The organism is Mycobacterium lehmannii (genome assembly GCF_002245535.1).
Taxonomy (GTDB): domain Bacteria; phylum Actinomycetota; class Actinomycetes; order Mycobacteriales; family Mycobacteriaceae; genus Mycobacterium; species Mycobacterium lehmannii.
On record NZ_NKCN01000046.1, the window covers coordinates 1 to 17,635 of the forward strand.

13 protein-coding genes and 1 tRNA gene are annotated in these 17,635 nt (G+C 67.8%); 5 read left to right on the forward strand and 9 right to left on the reverse strand.

All coding sequences use genetic code 11. The features are described 5' to 3' along the window. Positions 1-126 precede the first annotated feature (126 nt). From CEX87_RS26255 to fdh, 4 genes are all read right to left on the reverse strand, one after another. Positions 127-1,476 carry an MFS transporter gene (locus CEX87_RS26255; RefSeq protein WP_064419174.1) on the reverse strand — a complete coding sequence of 450 codons (1,350 nt, stop codon included), beginning with the start codon at positions 1,474-1,476 and terminating at the stop codon, positions 127-129. A 101-nt stretch (positions 1,477-1,577) separates the two neighbouring features. After that, entirely contained in the window at positions 1,578-2,534 is a 957-nt protein-coding gene (nrfD, locus tag CEX87_RS26260) for an NrfD/PsrC family molybdoenzyme membrane anchor subunit (RefSeq protein ID WP_094289794.1), read from the reverse strand. Continuing rightward, the gene (locus CEX87_RS26265; RefSeq protein ID WP_094289796.1) at positions 2,534-3,424 is read right to left on the reverse strand and encodes a 4Fe-4S dicluster domain-containing protein; all 891 of its coding nucleotides are present in this window, start codon (positions 3,422-3,424) and stop codon (positions 2,534-2,536) included. The genes nrfD and CEX87_RS26265 overlap by 1 nt, the downstream gene beginning before the upstream one ends. Then, positions 3,421-6,672 carry a formate dehydrogenase gene (gene fdh, locus CEX87_RS26270; protein ID WP_094289798.1) on the reverse strand — a complete coding sequence of 1,084 codons (3,252 nt, stop codon included), beginning with the start codon at positions 6,670-6,672 and terminating at the stop codon, positions 3,421-3,423. Before fdh ends, CEX87_RS26265 begins: the two co-directional genes overlap by 4 nt. Before the next feature lie 221 nt (positions 6,673-6,893). Between fdh and CEX87_RS26275 the strand changes: the two genes are divergently transcribed. The 3 genes from CEX87_RS26275 (at position 6,894) to CEX87_RS26285 (ending at position 9,796) form a co-directional block, all read left to right on the forward strand. Further along, positions 6,894-7,739, forward strand: coding sequence for a glycoside hydrolase family 16 protein (locus tag CEX87_RS26275; protein WP_064396640.1), 846 nt, complete (start codon positions 6,894-6,896; stop codon positions 7,737-7,739). Then, complete coding sequence (locus tag CEX87_RS26280; RefSeq protein ID WP_198957317.1) at positions 7,733-9,250, forward strand: glycosyltransferase family 39 protein; 1,518 nt, start codon at positions 7,733-7,735, stop codon at positions 9,248-9,250. The genes CEX87_RS26275 and CEX87_RS26280 overlap by 7 nt, the downstream gene beginning before the upstream one ends. Before the next feature lie 75 nt (positions 9,251-9,325). After that, on the forward strand, positions 9,326-9,796 hold the full coding sequence (locus CEX87_RS26285) for a nuclear transport factor 2 family protein (RefSeq protein WP_064396558.1): 471 nt from the start codon (positions 9,326-9,328) through the stop codon (positions 9,794-9,796). 312 nt (positions 9,797-10,108) lie between these two features. Here CEX87_RS26285 and CEX87_RS26290 read toward each other — a convergent pair whose 3' ends face one another. Continuing rightward, on the reverse strand, positions 10,109-11,818 hold the full coding sequence (locus CEX87_RS26290; RefSeq protein WP_064396560.1) for a selenocysteine-specific translation elongation factor: 1,710 nt from the start codon (positions 11,816-11,818) through the stop codon (positions 10,109-10,111). Beyond that, entirely contained in the window at positions 11,806-13,116 is a 1,311-nt protein-coding gene (selA, locus tag CEX87_RS26295) for an L-seryl-tRNA(Sec) selenium transferase (RefSeq protein WP_064396562.1), read from the reverse strand. Before selA ends, CEX87_RS26290 begins: the two co-directional genes overlap by 13 nt. Positions 13,117-13,226: 110 nt before the next feature. Here selA and CEX87_RS26300 point away from each other — a divergent pair, with 110 nt between their 5' ends. Next, entirely contained in the window at positions 13,227-13,748 is a 522-nt protein-coding gene (locus CEX87_RS26300; RefSeq protein ID WP_064396564.1) for a DUF488 domain-containing protein, read from the forward strand. 13 nt (positions 13,749-13,761) lie between these two features. Here CEX87_RS26300 and CEX87_RS26305 read toward each other — a convergent pair. Further along, positions 13,762-13,856 (reverse strand) — tRNA-Sec (locus CEX87_RS26305). Positions 13,857-13,907: 51 nt separating this feature from the next. Between CEX87_RS26305 and selD the strand changes: the two genes are divergently transcribed. Next, on the forward strand, positions 13,908-14,915 hold the full coding sequence (selD, locus tag CEX87_RS26310; protein WP_064425840.1) for a selenide, water dikinase SelD: 1,008 nt from the start codon (positions 13,908-13,910) through the stop codon (positions 14,913-14,915). Between the two features lie 3 nt (positions 14,916-14,918). On the opposite strand, the gene CEX87_RS26315 is transcribed toward selD, so the two are convergent. After that, a complete protein-coding gene (locus tag CEX87_RS26315) occupies positions 14,919-15,395 on the reverse strand; it encodes a DUF5994 family protein (protein WP_064396566.1) in 477 nt (158 codons plus the stop codon). Between the two features lie 274 nt (positions 15,396-15,669). Next, on the reverse strand, positions 15,670-17,478 hold the full coding sequence (gene stpK7, locus CEX87_RS26320; RefSeq protein ID WP_064396568.1) for a serine/threonine protein kinase StpK7: 1,809 nt from the start codon (positions 17,476-17,478) through the stop codon (positions 15,670-15,672). Positions 17,479-17,635: the final 157 nt, after the last annotated feature.

Below are 17,635 nucleotides of genomic sequence, written 5' to 3' on the forward strand. Positions count from 1 at the left end.
CTGCCCCGGACCCCTCGGCGAACACGCCCAATGGCGCTGGTACGAACCCTTCCAACCCCAACCACCACCCACCAACTAAACGGTCTGGTGCACAGGCGAATCCATACCAGGCTGCGAAAGCAGTGATCAGCGGACGAACGCCGCGCCGCGCTCGCGGTCCAGGAACGTCTCGGACTTGTTCTTCAACGCGAAGATGTACACGAGGAGCGAGATCGCGATGCACACAGTGACGTATCCGATGAACAGCGGCACCTGATCGCGTTCCTTGAGCGCTTGGTAGATCAACGGTGCCGTGCCGCCGAACATCGAGTTCGCCAACGCGTATCCCACACCGACGCCGAGCGCGCGAACGTGCACCGGGAACAACTCCGACTTCACGAGCGCGTTGATCGAGGTGTAGCCGGTGAGGATGATGTACCCGACCGCCACCAGAAGGAAAGAGGTGAGCGGAGAACGGGTTTCGGGCAGGTAGGTGATGAGTATGTAGGTGTAGACCAACCCGCCGAAGCCGAACCACAGCAGCAGCGGTTTGCGGCCGACCTTGTCGCTGATCATCCCGCCGACCGGTTGCAACAGCATCAGGAAGATCAGGCCGATCAGGTTGATCCACGTGCCCGTCATACCCTCGCCCTTGTAGGCGGTCTTCACGATCGCCGGGGCGTTGACGCTGTAGGTGTAGAACGCGACGGTGCCGCCCATGGTGATGAGGAAGCACAGCAGCAGCGGTTTCCAGTAGCGGGTGAACAGCTCGCGCATCGAGCCGGCGCCCTTGTCCTCGCCGGCCTTCGTCGCCTCGATGACGTCCTCGCTGAGCGACTCGTCCATGGTGCGGCGCAGCCAGAACACCACGACCGCCGCAACCCCGCCGATCGCGAAACCGATGCGCCAGCCGAAGTCGCGCAGCTGGTCTTCACTGAGGAACGCGTCGAGCACCAGCAGCGTGAACTGCGCCAGCACGTGCCCGCCCACGAGCGTGACGTACTGGAAGCTCGAGAAGAACCCGCGACGTTCGCGGGTCGCGGCCTCGGACATGTACGTCGCCGACGTCCCGTACTCGCCCCCGGTCGCGAATCCCTGCACAAGGCGCGCGAGCACGAGGACGATCGGCGCGGCGACCCCGATCGTCGCCTGCGACGGCACCAGCGCGATGACCATCGAACAGAACGCCATCAGCGAGACACTGACCGTCAGCGCGGCGCGCCGGCCTCGCCGGTCGGCGAACCGTCCGAAGAACCACGACCCGACGGGACGCATCACGAAGGTGACCGCGAAGATCGCATAGACGTACACCGTCGAGTTTTTCTCGGACTCGTCGAAGAACTGCGCCTCGAAATACGAGGCGAACACCGTGTAGATGTAGACGTCGTACCACTCGACGAGGTTGCCCGACGAGCCGCGAATCGTGTTCCAGATCGCCCGCCTGGTCTCAGCGGGAGTCGACCGCGGCGGCTGCGCTTCGGTGGTCGGTACGGTCATGGACGGACACGGTATCCGACGGAGAATCCCGTCGGATGGATGTTGTTCATGGTCCTATGGGCGAGATTGCACTCAGGGTCGTGGTCGGTCGTGAACAGCCCTCAGTGCGATCTCGTGCGTAGGCGCTCGCGGGCATCCACCCGCTCCCGTTGCGGGACCACGACGTACTTCGGGTCGCGCGTCGACGCGACCCCGGCCTCGAACACCCCGAACCGCTGCAGCGCGCTGCCGACGAGCAGCGCCGCTCCCGACGCGACCATCGTCCCCCGGTTCCGTCCGAGCGCTGCGCCGACGGCTCCTGCCACGGTCAGCACCTCCGACAGCTGGCGCAACCGGTGCGGGCGCCCCGTGGTGTACGCCTCGCCTTCGACACCCATTCGCCGCTCCATCAGCCGCGACGCCCCCACCTCCATGCCCGCGCCCAGCACCGCCATGCGGCGTGCCGGACCGGTCTCGTCGTAGGGCGCCAACAACATGCCCAGACCGGCGCCGCTGGCCGCCGCCGAACCCGTGAACACGAACGGCAGATACGGGTGCGCCTCCCGCCACGCCGGAACCGCCGTCTGCGACAACAGGACTGCGGTGTAGGAAGCCACCCCCGACGCTGTTCCCGCCGCCCACAGCCCGGCCGGTCGCGCCGCCCGCTCGACTAAGCGGCCCAACGCAGTCTTGCGCAGTCGACGCGGCATCAGCTCGGCCACCGCGATCACGCCCGACCCCGGGCCGTACGCCGACAGGATCCAGGTGCCCATGCTCATCGGCGAGCTCGGCTTGGCCACCCGCAGCATGTGGTGGAACCGCTCCGGCCGCCCGAGGTCGGCGATCAGAAAATACAGGCTCGCCAAAATGCTGACCAGCGAGCCGATTCGGGTGACCTTGCGCAACTCGTTCCGCCCCGTCAGGTCCGCTCCCGCCGCAAGCATCGCCGACCCCCCGGACAACCCGCCGCAGAACAGGTACGCCGCGATCCTCCAATCCCACACCGGAGTCTTGAGGATCTGCTTGCCGTAGTAGGAACGGAATTCGGCCTTCGGCACGGCGAGCTGCTCGCGGGCCATCAGCTGCGCCCTCCGAAGAACGAGGACACGGCGATGCCGATCATCGCCGACGCCGCCATGCCCGCGTACCGCCACATCGCACCCATGTCGCGTGTCGGCACCACAGGATCCGGCGGCAGCCCGTACACCTCCGGTTCGTCGAGCAGCAGGAAGAATGCGCCGTCACCGCCGACACCGTCGTTGGGATCCTCGCCGTACAGCCGCGCCTCGGTGACGCCCCGCTCGTGTAACTCGTTGACGCGCAGGGCGGCTCGGTCGCGCAGCTCATCGAGCACACCGAACTGAATGGAGTCCGTCGGGCACGCCTTTGCGCAGGCCGGCTCGAGCCCGTCGCGCAAACGGTCGTAGCACAGCGTGCACTTCCAGGCTCGGCCGTCGCCCTCGCGCCGCTCGATCACCCCGTACGGGCAGCCCGACACGCAGTAACCGCACCCGTTGCAGATATCCTGCTGCACAACGACGGTCGCGAACTCAGTGCGAAACAGCGCGCCCGTCGGGCATACGTCGAGACACCCGGCGTGGGTGCAGTGCTTGCAGACGTCGCTGCTCATCAACCATCGGAAGTCCTGGCGGGTCTCGGCGCTCATCGTGTCGCCGGGGCGCTCGAAACCGGGGATCCCGAGGTCAACGCGTTCGCGTGAGGGTTGCTCGATGAACGCGACGTGCCGCCACGAATTGGCGCCCAGCTCACCGGTGTTGTCGAACGACATGCCCAGCAGGTTGTAGCCGCTGTCGGGCACCTCGTTCCACTCCTTGCACGCGACCTCGCACGCCTTGCAGCCGATGCACACCGAGGTATCGGTGAAAAAGCCCATCCGCGGCGGATGTTCGTCGTAGCCCGCGTCGGCGGCGACGTCGTCGAGAGGGCCGTAGAAGCTGTTGTGGCTCATGACTGCTCCTCGGTGTGGTCTTCCGACGGCTCGGTGGTGTCCAGGTTGGTACCGGTCTCGGGCGTGATGCGGGCACGCTCGCGGTACATCGCGATGTACTGCAGCAGCGCCGGACCCCGCGGCCGCCGCCCCGGCTGGATGTCACACGTCGCGACCTTGCTCTCCTGGATGAACACGTTCGGATCGGCCACCACCCCGAGCAGGTCGTTGACCACGTCGCCGTCGATCAAACCGACGCTGCCCCAGTGATAAGGCATCCACACCTGGTGCACGACCCGGTCCTCGACGCGCAACGGCCGCATCCGGTCGGTTACGAACACCCGCGCGTCAACCGCCGAGCGGCTGGTCACCACGTGCGCCCATTCCATATGCGTCAGACCGCGTTCGGCCGCCAAATCGGGTGACACCTCGACGAACAGACCGGGCTGCAGCTCGCTGAGATACGGCAACTGGCGGCTCATCCCGCCCGCCGTGTGGTGTTCGGTCAACCGTGCGGCGGTGAAGACGTACGGGAACACCTCTCCGTGCAACTCCGGCGGCGACGGATTCGATGGGTTGTCCGCTCGCCCGTACACCTTGCGCGCCGGGTTGCCCTGCTGCATGTAGAGGGCATTGGCCATCGGCGACTCGTGCGGTTCATAGTGCGTCGGCAGCGGCCCGTCGAGTACCCCGTTGGGCGCGAACAGCCATCCCTTGCCGTCGGCCTGCATGACGAACGCGTCGTCACCGCGCAGCGCCTCGACACCGACTGCGTCCGAAGGTGGTTCGTAGTCGGGCGGTTTGGTCTTCTCGAAGTCCGGGACGTCGTGACCCGTCCACTCCCCCTTATCGGGGTCCCACCAGATAAGCTTCTTGCGCTCGCTCCACGGCCTGCCTTGTGGATCGGCCGACGCGCGGTTGTAGAGCACGCGGCGGTTCATCGGCCACGCCCAACCCCATTGGGAGTCGTCGTGTGGCTCGCGCCGCGCTGCCTGGTTCACCTCGTCGGCGTACACGCCGCTGTAGATCCAGCAGCCGCACATCGTCGAACCGTCGGCCTTGAGCGACAGGTAGTTGTCGACGGCGCGACCGGTCGTCAGGTCCACCCCGCTGATGCGCCGCAGCACGTCGTCGGCCGACGGCTCGTCACCGTCGAGCTTGTAGTCCCACGACAGGTCCAGCACCGGCCGGTCGCGCTCATCGGTTGAGCCGGCGAGCTTTTCGCGCAGAATCCGGCCCAGGTGGTAGAAGAACCACAGCTCGGAGCGGGCGTCGCCGGACGGTTCGACCGCTTGTTCGCGCCACTGCAGTTTGCGCTGCGTCTGGGTGAACGTGCCGGACTTCTCGACGTGCGAAGCCGCGGGGAACAGGAACACTTCGGTGCGGCAGGTCTTCGGGTCGATCTCGCCGGTCTCGATCTCCGGCGCGTTCTGCCAGAATGTCGCGCTTTCGATTTCGACGAGGTCGCGCACCACCAGCCAGTCCAGGTTGGCCATGCCGAGGCGCTGCAATCGGCCGTGCGCAGACCCGACCGCGGGGTTCTGCCCCAGAAGGAAGTACCCGAACACGTTGCCGTCGACCATGTCCATCACCGTGCGGTAGGTGCCGTGGTCGCCGTTGATGCGGGGCAGGTAGTCGAAGCAGAAGTCGTTGTCTGCGGTGGCGTTTTCGCCCCAGTACTCCTTGAGCAGCGACACCATGTAGGTATCGGCGTTGTGCCAGAAGCCTTTCTGGTGGTCGCCGCGGATGTCGTCGACGTACTGCGAGAGCGTCTCCTGGCCGGCGTGCGGCATCGCGAGGTAGCCGGGCAGCAGGTTGAACAGCGTCGGCACGTCGGTCGAGCCCTGGATGCTGGCGTGCCCGCGGAGTGCGAACACTCCCCCGCCGGGGCGGCCGATGTTGCCCAACAGCAGTTGGATGATCGACCCGGCGCGGATGAATTGCGCTCCCAGCGTGTGCTGGGTCCACCCGACGCTGTACACCAGCGCGGCGGTGCGTTCGCGGCCGGAGTTCTCGGCCCACGCCCGCGCGACGTCGAGGAAATCCTCTGCGGGCACACCGCAGACTCGCTCCACCATCTCCGGGGTGTAGCGGGCGTAATGGCGTTTGAGGATCTGGAAGACGCAGCGCGGGTGCTGCAGCGTCGGATCGCTGGGGATCCGGTGCGCGGTGTCGTCGATGGGTGCGCCGCCGGACCCCTGCTGGTCCGGCGCGGCCTGCTCCTTGGCCCCGGACCCGCCGCCTTCGCGATCGGTGCGCTGGTACTGCCACGTCGACGGGTCGTAGGACGCGGATTCGTCGTCGTAGCCGGAGAACAAACCGTTGAGGTCCTCGGCGTCCTGGAACCGCTCGTCGACGAGGAACGAGGCGTTGGTGTAGGCGGTGACGTACTCGCGGAAGTCGAGGTCGTTGCTCAGGATGTAATTGATGACGCCGCCGAGGAAGGCGATGTCACTGCCCGCCCGCAGCGTGAGGTGCCGGTCGGCCAGCGCGCTGGTGCGGGTGAACCGCGGGTCGATGTGCACGACCTTGGCGCCGCGCAATTTGGCCTCGACCACCCACTGGAACCCGACCGGATGGGCTTCGGCCATGTTCGAACCCATGATCACGATGAAGTCCGAGTTGGCGAGGTCCTGCTGGTAGTCCGTCGCCCCGCCGCGACCGAAGGAGGCTCCCAGACCGGGAACCGTGGCGCTGTGTCAAATACGCGCCTGGTTCTCGATCTGTAGCGCTCCTAAGGCGGTGAACAGCTTTTTGATCAGGTAGTTCTCTTCGTTGTCCAGCGTCGCGCCGCCGAGGCTCGCGATGCCCATGGTCCGGCGCAGCGTGTTGCGGTCGGCGTCGAACTGCTGCCAACCCTTGTTGCGCGCGTCGAGCACCCGGTCGGCGACCATGTCCATCGCCGTGTCGAGGTCGATCTCCTGCCACTCGGTGGCGTACGGCGGGCGGTAGCGAACCTTGGTCAGCCGCTGCGGACCTGTGACGAGCTGCTTGCTCGCAGATCCCTTGGGGCACAGGCGGCCTCGCGAAACCGGGCTGTCGGGGTTGCCCTCGATCTGGATGACCTTCTCGTCCTTGACGTAGACCTTCTGCGCGCAACCCACCGCGCAGTACGGGCATACGGAGTGCGCGACCCGGTCGGCTTCGACGGTGCGCGGGGTCAACTCGATCGAGCGCTTCGACTGGGCGGCGTGGCCGCGCCCCAACGGGTCCTGACCCGTGAGCTGCCGGTACACCGGCCACGACTGGAACAACCCCTTGATGTCCACCGCGCCTCCTTCAGGCCTCGAAGGCTCCTTACCCGACGTTGCCCCCATCAAACCGCGTGCGGGCTGCGGTTGCTACAACCGGGCGTATCTCGGCGTTGCGCCTAGTCACACGGGGTGCGGCGCGGGCGGGCGCCGTCGTCGGATGACTGCTGTGGGCGCCACGGTGGTCGGAACCCGACCCGATCATGGTTTGCACCCTCTATGGTGCTGCTGTGGCCGAAATCGACCGTCGCACCCTGATGATGATGACCGGAGCCGCCGCCGTGGGCGCGGCCGCAATCCAATCGCCGCTGGCCAACGCCTCGCCGGTCCGGCCGTCCCCGCCGTCGCAACCACCACCGGACGCGGCGGCCGGAACCTACCTCTTCCACGACGAATTCGACGGTCCGGCCGGATCGGCGCCCGACCGGTCGAAGTGGATCATCCAGAGCTGGGACGACCCGGTGAACCCGCCGATCGCGGGCCACTACCGCGACGACCGCCGCAACGTGTTCATCGACGGCAACTCCAACCTCGTGCTGTGCGCCACCCAGGAAGGCGACCAGTACTTCAGCGGCAAGGTGCTCAGCCACTTCCGCGGCCAGATCGGCACCACCTGGGAAGCGCGGATCAAATTGGACTGCATGCACCCGGGTCTCTGGCCCGCCTACTGGTTGCTGAACCAGGACCCGCTGCCGGACGGCGAGGTAGACGTTTTGGAGTACTACGGCAACGGCGACTGGCCGCCCGGGACCACCGTGCACGCCGCGTCCAACGGCCGGACCTGGAAGGGGAAGTCCATTCCCGGGCTGGTCGATCCCGCCTGGCACAACTGGCGGGTGCACTGGGGCGAGGAGGGGTTCAGCTTCTGGCGTGACTACGTCGACGGCGCCGAGCCGTACTTCACCGTGAACAACAACCCGATCCCGGTCCACGGCCGGCCTGGCGACCTGCGGTGGCCGTTCGGCATCCCCGGTTACTGGCTGCAGGCCATCTTCAACCTCGCGGTCGGCGGTTCGGGCGGCGGGGATCCGCGTCGGGCGCCCTACCCGTCGGCCATGCTCATCGACTGGATCCGCGTCTGGTAGACGTCGCCGCCCGCGGTCGGCTGGCGTGGCTGGAACCGCTTTTCGTCGGCATTCTCGGTGCCGCGGTGAGCCTCGCGGGCGCCGGACGACCGTCGTTCTGGTACGACGAAGCCGCAACGATCTCGGCGTCCTACAGCCGGTCGCTGTCTGCGCTGTGGCAGATGCTCGGCGACGTCGACGCCGTACATGGCTTGTACTACGTGCTGATGCACGGCTGGTTCACCATCGTGCCGCCGACGGAATTCTGGTCGCGGGTGCCCAGCGGCCTGGCCGTCGGCGCCGCCGCGGCTGGGGTGGTGGTGCTGGGTCGGCAGCTGTCGTCGCGGGCGGTCGGGCTCGCGGCCGGCGTCATGTGCGCGATCCTGCCTCGAGCGACGTGGGCGGGTATAGAAGCGCGCCCGTATGCGCTGACGATGATGCTGGCGGTCTGGCTGGCCGTGGCGCTAGTGTGGGCCGCCGGACGCGAATCCCGTTGGGTTTGGGGGGTTTACGGCGGACTGCTGGCGGTGTCGATCCTGTTCGACATCTACCTGGCGTTGCTGGTCCTCGCGTACGCGGTGTTCGTGCTGGCGTTCCGGCGGCGACGGGAGGTGGTGCTGCCGTTCGCGATCACGTCCGTTGTGGGCGTCGCGGTGATGGCGCCGTTTGTCGCGGTGGTCGCCGGGCAGGCCCAGCAGATCAGCTGGATCACGCCGATCGGCTCGCGCACGTTCGAAGACATTGCCGTACAACAGTATTTCGACCGCAACCCGTATTTCGCGGCGCTGGCCGCGGTCGTGGTACTCGCGGCGATCGGGTTGTGGGTCTTCGCGAGGCGCCCGAGTGTCGGCGAGCGGGAAGCCGTCGTGCTGGCCGTCTCCTGGTTGGCGATCCCAACGGCGTTGATCGTCGCGTACTCGGCGGTGCGCGAACCGCTCTACACCCCCCGATATCTGTGCTTCACCGCACCGGCCATGGCGCTGCTGCTGGGCGTCTGCATCATGGCGGTGGCGCGCTCCGCGTGGGTGGCGGCGGCGGTCGTGGTGGTGTTCGCGTTGGTCGCGGCGCCCACTTTCATTGCCGTGCAACGTGGTCCGTACGCCAAGTACCACATGGACTACAGCCCGGTGGCCGACCTGATCTCCGTGGAGGCCGCTGCAGGTGACTGCTTGCTGGTCAACGATACCGTCACCTTCCATCCGGCGCCGATGCGACCGTTGATGGCCGCGCGCCCCGACGCCTACGCCGGCCTGGTCGACGTCAGCCTGTGGCAGCGCGCTGCCGACCGCCGCCACGTGTTCGACACCAACCTGATCCCCGAGGCCTCGGTCGGACCGCTCGAGCACTGCGGCGTCGTGTGGATCATCACGCAGGCCGATCCCGACGCCCCCGAACACGAAGAGGGGGTGGCGATTCCACCCGGTCCCCTTTTCGGTGGGACGCGGGCGTTCGCGGTCAGCCACGACATGGGTTTCCGACTGGTCGAGCGTTGGCAGTTCAGTTTGGCGCAGGTGATCAAGGCGGAACGCTAGCCGCGCGTCGGAATGTTGACGCCGAGCGTACGGTTTGTAGGTGAACCCGCTTCAGGACACGGAGAAGGACACGCGATGAGCACGCCGCCGCTGGTACCGCCGTTCACTCACGACACCGCTGTCGCGAAAATTCGTGCCGCTGAGGATAACTGGAACACCCGTGATCCCGAGCGCGTCGCGAAGGGGTACACACCGGACAGCCGGTGGCGCAACCGGTCGACCTTTCTTCATGGCCGCGAGGAAATCATCGAGTTTCTGACCGGCAAATGGGAGCAGGAACTCGAGTATCGACTCATCAAAGAGCTGTGGGCGTACGGCGATGACCGTATCGCCGTGCGGTTCGCCTACGAGTACCACGACGCCGAGGGCAGGTGGTTCCGGGCGTACGGCAACGAGAACTGGGAGTTCGCCGCCGACGGGCTGATGAAGACGCGCCATGCCAGCATCAACGATGTCGCGATCACCGACGAGCAACGGTTGTTCCACTGGGACCGCTCCGGCCCGCGCCCGACGGAGCATCCGGGCCTGAGCGAACTGGGGTTGTGACGGAACGAGCGCTCCGTCAGGTACGAAACGTGTGGACGACCGCGTAAGTCAGCAGTCACAGTCGCCCTCAGCAGCGTCGAGCAGGGAGCCCCTCGACGCCGCCTGGGCTCCGGCAGACAGCCCTCGACGCTGCCCGGCTATCAGCGAATTATTCGCTTGGAGCGAATAATTCGCTCTGAGGCGGGCACTTGCGATGCGGAACCCACCAGAAACCAGTGAGGCTGGTAGAGCCAGTGAGGCTGGTGGAGCAGACGAGGCTGAATCTAATGAGGCTGCCGAGCTAATGAGGCTGAAGCTAAGGAGGCTGCCGAGCTAATGAGGCTTGGGCGTTGAGCGCTCCCGCGGAAGAAGCGTTCGGGTGCCGTCGGCACCCCGGCATGTGACCTTTCGAGCGTCGAGGAGTTCGAGCAGCGGCACCGCGACCCGCCGCGTGGTGTTCAGCGCGCGCTTGGCTTCGGCGACGGTGAACGGTTGCGGCAGCGTCGCGAGGATCTCGGCGGCACGGTCAGCGGCATCGAAGCCGAGGACGACGCCTTCGGCGATCCTGGTGAGCCGTCCGGCGCGTACCGCAGCCGCGAGTTCCCGCGGACCCAGGTTCAGGTCGGCGAGTTCGTCGGCCTCCGGTGCGTGAAACGGCTCAGCTGCCAACCACTCCTCGACCGTTCGCACCGCCTTGTCGACGCGTGCGGGCAACTCCGCGTCGGGGCGTCGCACCACGCCGTCGGTCACCTGAAGTCCGGTGCCCTCCAACAGCGCGAGCAGGAGTTCGGAGGCGGGCACACCGGCCTGCTGTCGTAGGGCTTCCAGCGGCATCCCCGCCGCGACGTCGTGCCCGGCGGTCCAGTCGTTGAGCGCCGCGGTCATCTGGTGGCGACGCTGGGCCCACCAGTCATCGTCGACCATCCACTCCCCGATGTGGGTGCCGTCGGCGTCGAAACCCATGGCGCGCAAATCGGTTATGCGCGCGCACGGTGGCGGACGCACACGCCCGGTGGCCAGCTCCTCACCGCGCTCGCGTGCCGCACCGCGACGCCGCAGCGCGGGCGGCCGCACGTCGAGCACCTCGACGCCCGCGGCGATACGGTGCTCGCCGGGGTCACGCAGCAAGCCGATGTCACCGACCCGCAGCGGAAGCGGACGCGTCAGCCGAAGCCGCGCGCCCGCCGCGCCGAGCGGACGCACGTGCACCGGCACCGCGGCCGACCCGACGTGGAGCACGAGCTGCCGATGCAGTTCACCGGATTCCCTTAACAGAACGTCGATTTCGGCGGTGTCCACCCACGCACCCGGCGTGCGGATGGTGTCGCCGCGGCCGATGTACCTGCGGTCGACACCGCGCACATTCACTGCGACCCGCGCGATCGCGCCGACCTCCCGCCGGTCCCGGCCGAGCGACTGCAGGCCGCGGATCGTCAACCGTCGTCCCGCGTGCTCAAGCTCGTCGCCGACGCGCAAGGTGCCCGCCGCCAGCGTTCCCGTCACCACCGTGCCCGCGCCGCGGACGGTGAACGACCGGTCCACCCACAGCCGCACGTCGGCGTCGCGATCGGGCGCAGGCAGCGCGTCGACAAGCGAAATGACCGCGCTGCGAACGGCTTCCAGATCCGTGCCGAGCACCACCGGAACGTCGGGCAGTCGCTCGCGACTCTGTCCGATCGCGTGCGCGGGGTCGGCGAGGTCGGCCTTGCTGATCACCACGAGCAGATGCCGAACGCCGAGCGCGCGCAGCGCGTCGAGGTGCTCGTCGGACTGCGGCATCCAGCCCTCCGTCGCGGCGACGACGAACACGATCGCAGGCACGGGGCCGACGCCGGCGAGCATGTTCGCGACGAACCGTTCGTGGCCCGGCACGTCGACGAATGCGACCTCGCGCCCGTCGAGAGTGGTCCACGCGAAGCCGAGATCGACGGTCAGGCCGCGACGCTGCTCCTCGGCGAGCCGGTCCGGCCACATGCCGGTGAGGCGTTCGACGAGCGTGGACTTGCCGTGGTCGACGTGGCCCGCGGTCGCTACGACGTACACGCCAGCACCGCCTGGGCGAGCAGGCCGTCGTCCTCGGGGGCCACCGTGCGCAGGTCCAGCAGGCACCGACCGCCCTCCAGCCGTCCGACGATCGCGGGTGTGCCGGTGCGCAGCGGCGCGGCGTAGGACTCCGGCAGGCTGACCGCGGCGCTCGGCAGCGCGACGTCGGGTGCGCCGCCTCCGCCGACCGCGGCGGTGCAGTCGACGGCCTCGGCTCCCGGGAGCTGGGCGGCCAGGTTCTGCGCGCGGGCCCGCAGGTCGGAGACGTCGGCGTCGAGCGCCTGCACGACCGGCGGCGGCGGGCCGACCAGTGTGGCTTCCAGCGCGGCCAGGGTCAGCTTGTCGACGCGCAGCGCCCGCGCGGCCGGATGGTGGCGCAGCCGCTCGATGAGCTCCGCCGAGGTGAACAGCAGGCCCGCCTGGGGCCCGCCGAGCAGCTTGTCCCCGCTGGCGGTGACGACGTCGGCGCCGTCGCGCAGCATCGTGGTCGCGTCGGGCTCGTCGGGCAGCAGCGGGTGCGGGGTGAGCAGCCCCGAGCCGATGTCGGCGACCAGCGGAACGACCTTCTTCCCGTCGCTTCGCTCGCCCCGGACGAGTTCGGCGAGCTCGGGCACGCCGACAGTCGAGGTGAAGCCCGTGACCGAGTAGTTCGACGGGTGCACCTTGAGGATGAAACCGGTGTCGGGGCCGAGCACGTCGGCGTAGTCGCGCAGGTGGGTGCGGTTGGTGGTGCCGACCTCGCGGATGCGAGAACCGGTCGACTCCATCAGTTCGGGCAGGCGGAAACCGTCGCCGATCTCGATCAGCTCACCGCGGCTGACGATGATCTCCTTGCCGGGTGCCAGCGTCATCGCGGTGAGCAGCAGCGCGGCGGCGTTGTTGTTGACCACGTGCACGCCGCCGGCGGTCGGGACCGCTCGGGCCAACGCGGCGAGCGCGCCACGACCGCGCCGGGCCCGGCGTCCGGTTTCGAGGTCGAACTCCACGTCGGTGGCGCCGCTTGCGGTGACAACCGCGTCGACCGCGGCTCCCGACAGTGGCGCCCGACCCAGGTTGGTGTGCACGACGACCCCGGTGGCGTTGATGACCGGGCGCAGGGTGGCCGCGCTCGTCGGCAGCGATGCGACCGCGTCGTCAGCAACCCGCTCCGGCTCGATCTCACCGGCCCGCGCACGCTGTTGCGACTGTCCCACAACGGTTTTCACCAGTGTCCGGCCCAGTACCCGCGATGCCTCGACCAGGCGTGGATCGGCGAGCAGCGCATCGGTGCGCGGCACCCGTCGTCGCGGATCCGTCACCGGGCCACCCCCTGCGATTTGTGCACCTAGGGGCGCCCAGCGCAACAAAACGTGCACAAATCGCATGAGGCCATCATGGCGCAACGGCGTCGATCGGGTACACCGGTGGTGTGTTGACGTCGGTGGGCCATGGTGCGCTCGATAAGTCGGAGCTCGCGAAGCTGCTGTGCGAAGCCGAGGTCGAGGCGCTCATCGACATCCGCCGCTATCCGAACAGCAGGCACAATCCCGACGTGGCGATGGCCGCGATCACCGAGTGGGCCGACGAGGCGGGGCTGAGCTACCGCTGGGAGCAGCGACTGGGCGGACGCAGAAGCCTGTCCTCGGGGTCCGAGCCCGAGGATCCGTGGTGGCGCGTCAAGCAGTTCGCCGCGTACGCGGCGTACACGCGCACCGAGGAGTTCGACGCCGCCATGGGCGAGCTCGTGGAGCAGTCGCAGCGACAGCACACCGCGATGATGTGCAGCGAGTCGGTGTGGTGGCGGTGCCACCGCCGGATCGTCGCCGACGTCGCGATGTTGCGGTACTCGGTGCCGGTCATGCACCTCATGCACGACGGTCGGCTTGTGCCGCACGAGCCGTCGGACGGAGCGCGGATCCGCGATGACGGCCTGGTGGTGTGGGACGGGTGATCACCGGAAAGGGTGGCGGAGGCGGACGGGAATCGAACCCGCCAGCGACAGGATCTGCCGCTCAGCGATTTTGAAGACCGCGCCGGTCACCAGACCGGATACGCCTCCCTGACCCACCGCCCGATCATGCCAGGCAGCATGGAGGCTGTGACGGAGCAGATGACCTACCGACTGACTCAGTACGCCCACGGTGGCGGATGCGCGTGCAAGATCCCGCCCGGTGAGCTCGAGGACGTGGTCCGGGGGCTGACCGGCGCGGCGCCGCGCGATCCGGTCGGCGAGCTGCTGGTGGGCCTCGATGACGGTGACGACGCGGCGGCGGTGCGCATCGACGTCGGTTTTTCAGACAACGGGTTGGCGCTGATCGCGACGACGGACTTCTTCACCCCGGTGGTCGACGACCCGTACGACTGGGGCCGCATCGCGGCAACCAACGCGCTGTCGGATGTGTACGCGATGGGCGGACGACCGGTCGTTGCGGTGAACCTGCTGGGCTGGCCGCGCGAGGTGCTGCCGTTCGAGTTGGTCAGCGAGGTGTTGCGCGGCGGCCTGGACGTGTGCGGGGCTGCGGGCTGCCACTTGGCCGGTGGGCACAGCGTCGACGACCCGGAACCAAAGTACGGGTTGGCCGTCACCGGCGTGGCCGATCCGAATCGGTTGCTGCGCAACGATGCAGGCAAACCGGGTGTGCCCCTGTCGTTGACCAAGCCGCTCGGCGTCGGGGTACTCAACAGTCGGCACAAGAACACCGGAGAGACGTTCCCGGAGGCGATCGCGGTGATGACCACATTGAACGCCGATGCCGCACGGGCCGCCGTCGACGCCGGTGTCGAATGCGCCACCGACATCACGGGTTTCGGGCTACTCGGACACCTGCACAAGCTCGCGCGCGCCAGCGGTGTCACCGCGGTGATCGACAGCGCGGCGGTGCCCTATATCGACGGTGCGCGAGAGGCGTTGGCGCAGGGCTTTGTCAGCGGCGGAACTCGGCGCAACCTGGAATGGGTGGCGCCGCACGTCGATCTGACCGCGGTCGACGAAGACGAGTCGCTGTTGCTGGCCGATGCGCAGACCTCAGGTGGGCTGCTGATCGCCGGCGAGATTCCGGGCGCACCCGTGATCGGCGAACTGGTACCGCGTGGCGAGCACACGATCGTCGTGCGCTGAAAGTTATGCCCTGGCCGTCCAGGCCACGCTGTCGGACTGGGCAGCCCGGATGACCGTGTCGGCGGCGTCGCTCCACTGCTCGCATTCCGGAGTGCCGTCGTTCGATTTGCCGACCGCGCAACGCATGACCATCGCACCGAGCGCGGGTGTCGTCATATGCGGTATCACAAGCAGTTTCACCGACGCCGAGCGTCCGGCGACAACCATCAGTCGATGCGGACGGCGCGGGCCGGGATTCTTGGTCCTGGTGCTCGACAGGATCGAGTTGTAGTCCAGCGTGCCCTCGGTGGCCGCCCAGTTGACCCGGATGTCGATGATCTCACCCAGCGTCTTGTGCAGGGTTTCGATCAGCTCGGGCAGTTCACCGGCTACCGAGCCGGTGTGGGGCCACCAGGCACCGTCGATGTCGGAGCCGAGTTGTGGTGCGAGCACGAGGCGGACGGGTCGGGCGAGCCGCCGCGTCCCCGTGAGGCCGTTCATGCGGAGGGTGTGGACGGACCGCGTTCAGGGCGGTCGGAGAACACCGGATTGGTCACGGGTTCGTTGGAGTGGTCTTCGCTCGAGACGTACTCGGGCTGCTGAGGGTGTGAAAACAGGTCGTTCGACTGCATGTAGCAAGTCCTTCGTTACGTTCCGCTGCGGCCGATGCCGAAAGTGGCGCGCGGTGTCAAAGCGCAGTTCCATCGCGTGGAAAAGATGGCTGCTAACCGGAGACGGCTGCCTTCAGGTTACACCCGTACCCAGAAGCGTGTGATCAACGGGTCGCGCCATTGATCTGCGGCGTGGAGATCATGCCCTTCTCCACGCCCCACATCAGGGCGATGGTGCGGTACTCGCCGGTGGAGATCAGATGCGCCAACGCCTGGCGCAGCGACTCGGCCAGCCCGGACCCCTTGGCCACGGGCCAGCCGTACGGCGCGGAGTTGAAAACGTCCCCTGCGGCCTCCAGCGCACCGCCCGAGGTCTTGATCGCGAACCCCGCGACCGGCGAATCCGTGGCCATCACGTCGACCTCGCCGTTGACCAGCGCCTTGGTGAGGTCGTCCTGCGTCACGTAGACCACTTCGTCGATCGGCGCCGATCCGGCGGCCACACACTCCTTGCTCTTCGCCGGGATCTCCTCGGTCTGCTGAAGCGTCGCGTACGCCACGCCGATACGCAGCCCGCACGCGTCGGCCGGGGTGAACCCGGACCCGGTCCGCTGCGCCCACATTGTGCCCGCCTGGAAGTAGGTGACGAAGTCGACGGACTCCTCGCGCTCCTTCGTGTCGGTGACCGATGACATGCCGACGTTGAAGTCACCGGCGCGCACGGACGGCAGAATCGCCTCGAACGCGGTTTCGCGGTATTCGGGAACCAGGCCCAGCGTTCGGGCGATCGCGTTCATCAGGTCGACGTCGAAGCCGACAATCTGACCGTCGGCATCTTTGAATTCGTTTGGCGCATAAGGGGTGTTGACACCGATGACGAGCTTGCCCGTCGACCGGATCTCCTCGGGCACCGTCGCCGCGATCGATGCCACCGCGCCTTCAGCGGCGGGCGGCGGCGCCGTCGTCTCTTCGACGCTGGCCGGTCTAGCGCTGCCGTCCTGGCCGCCGCGCCACTGCAATACGCCGAACGTGCCCAGCGCCGCGACCAGCATGACCGACGCGGCCACGGCCAGCGCCCGGCGTGGCACCCGCCTGACGCGTGCCGTTGCCGGTGCCCGTCGGGCCTGGTGCCTGCCGCTGCCAGCGGTGCGCACCGGTGCGGTGAGGGCACGGCGCGCGGCGTCGGCCAGGTCGCCGGCCTTCTGGTACCGCTTGGCAGGCGTCTTGGCCATACCTTTGGCGATGACCTCGTCGAAGGCCGCCAATCGCGGATCGACCGCCGACGGCTTCGGCACGTCCTTGCTCATGTGACCGGCGATCTGCTGCTCGAGGCTGTCGGCGGGATAGGGACGCACGCCGGTCAGGCACTCGTAGAGCACGCAGGCCAGTGCGTATATGTCGGCGGTCTGGTCGACGGGTTTGCCCTCGAAGCGTTCGGGGGCCATGTACGCCATCGTCCCTAGCGTGCTGCCCGCGGTGGTCAGGCCTTTCTCGCCCGCGCTGCGGGCCAGGCCGAAGTCGATGAGGTACACGAATTGGCGTTCGGTGACCAGAATGTTCGACGGCTTGATGTCGCGGTGGATCAGGCCGCGGGCGTGGGCGGCGTCGAGGGCCGTCGCCACCTGTTCGGCGATCCTGACCGCGAGCGTGGTGTCCAGCGGGCGTTTACCGGCGTCGCTGAGGATGGCGCCGAGGTTGCGGCCCTCGATGAGGCGCATATCGAGGTAGAGGCGGCCGTCGATCTCGCCGAACCCGTGAATGGGCACGACGTGCGGGTCGTTGAGCCCGGCGGCGGCCTGCGACTCGCGCCGGAAGCGCTGTTGGAAGATCTCGTCGGCGGCCATGCTGGGCGGCAACACCTTCAGCGCGACGATGCGGTCGGTCTTGGTGTCGTAGGCGCGATAGACCTCGCCCATACCGCCGCGGCCGATCAATTCCTGCAGCTGGTAGTGCCCGAAAGGTATCGCGTCCACCGTCTCTATTAACCCCTCGACAGCGGCCAACCCCGCATCGTGTGTCGATTGAAGTTACATCATGTTTGCCAGAATCTCTGAATATTCTCCGCCGTTCGTGGGCGGCAGCCTCGGGCCTGCCGTGGTGGTGCTTGTGCCGGGGTTTTCGGGGCGGGTG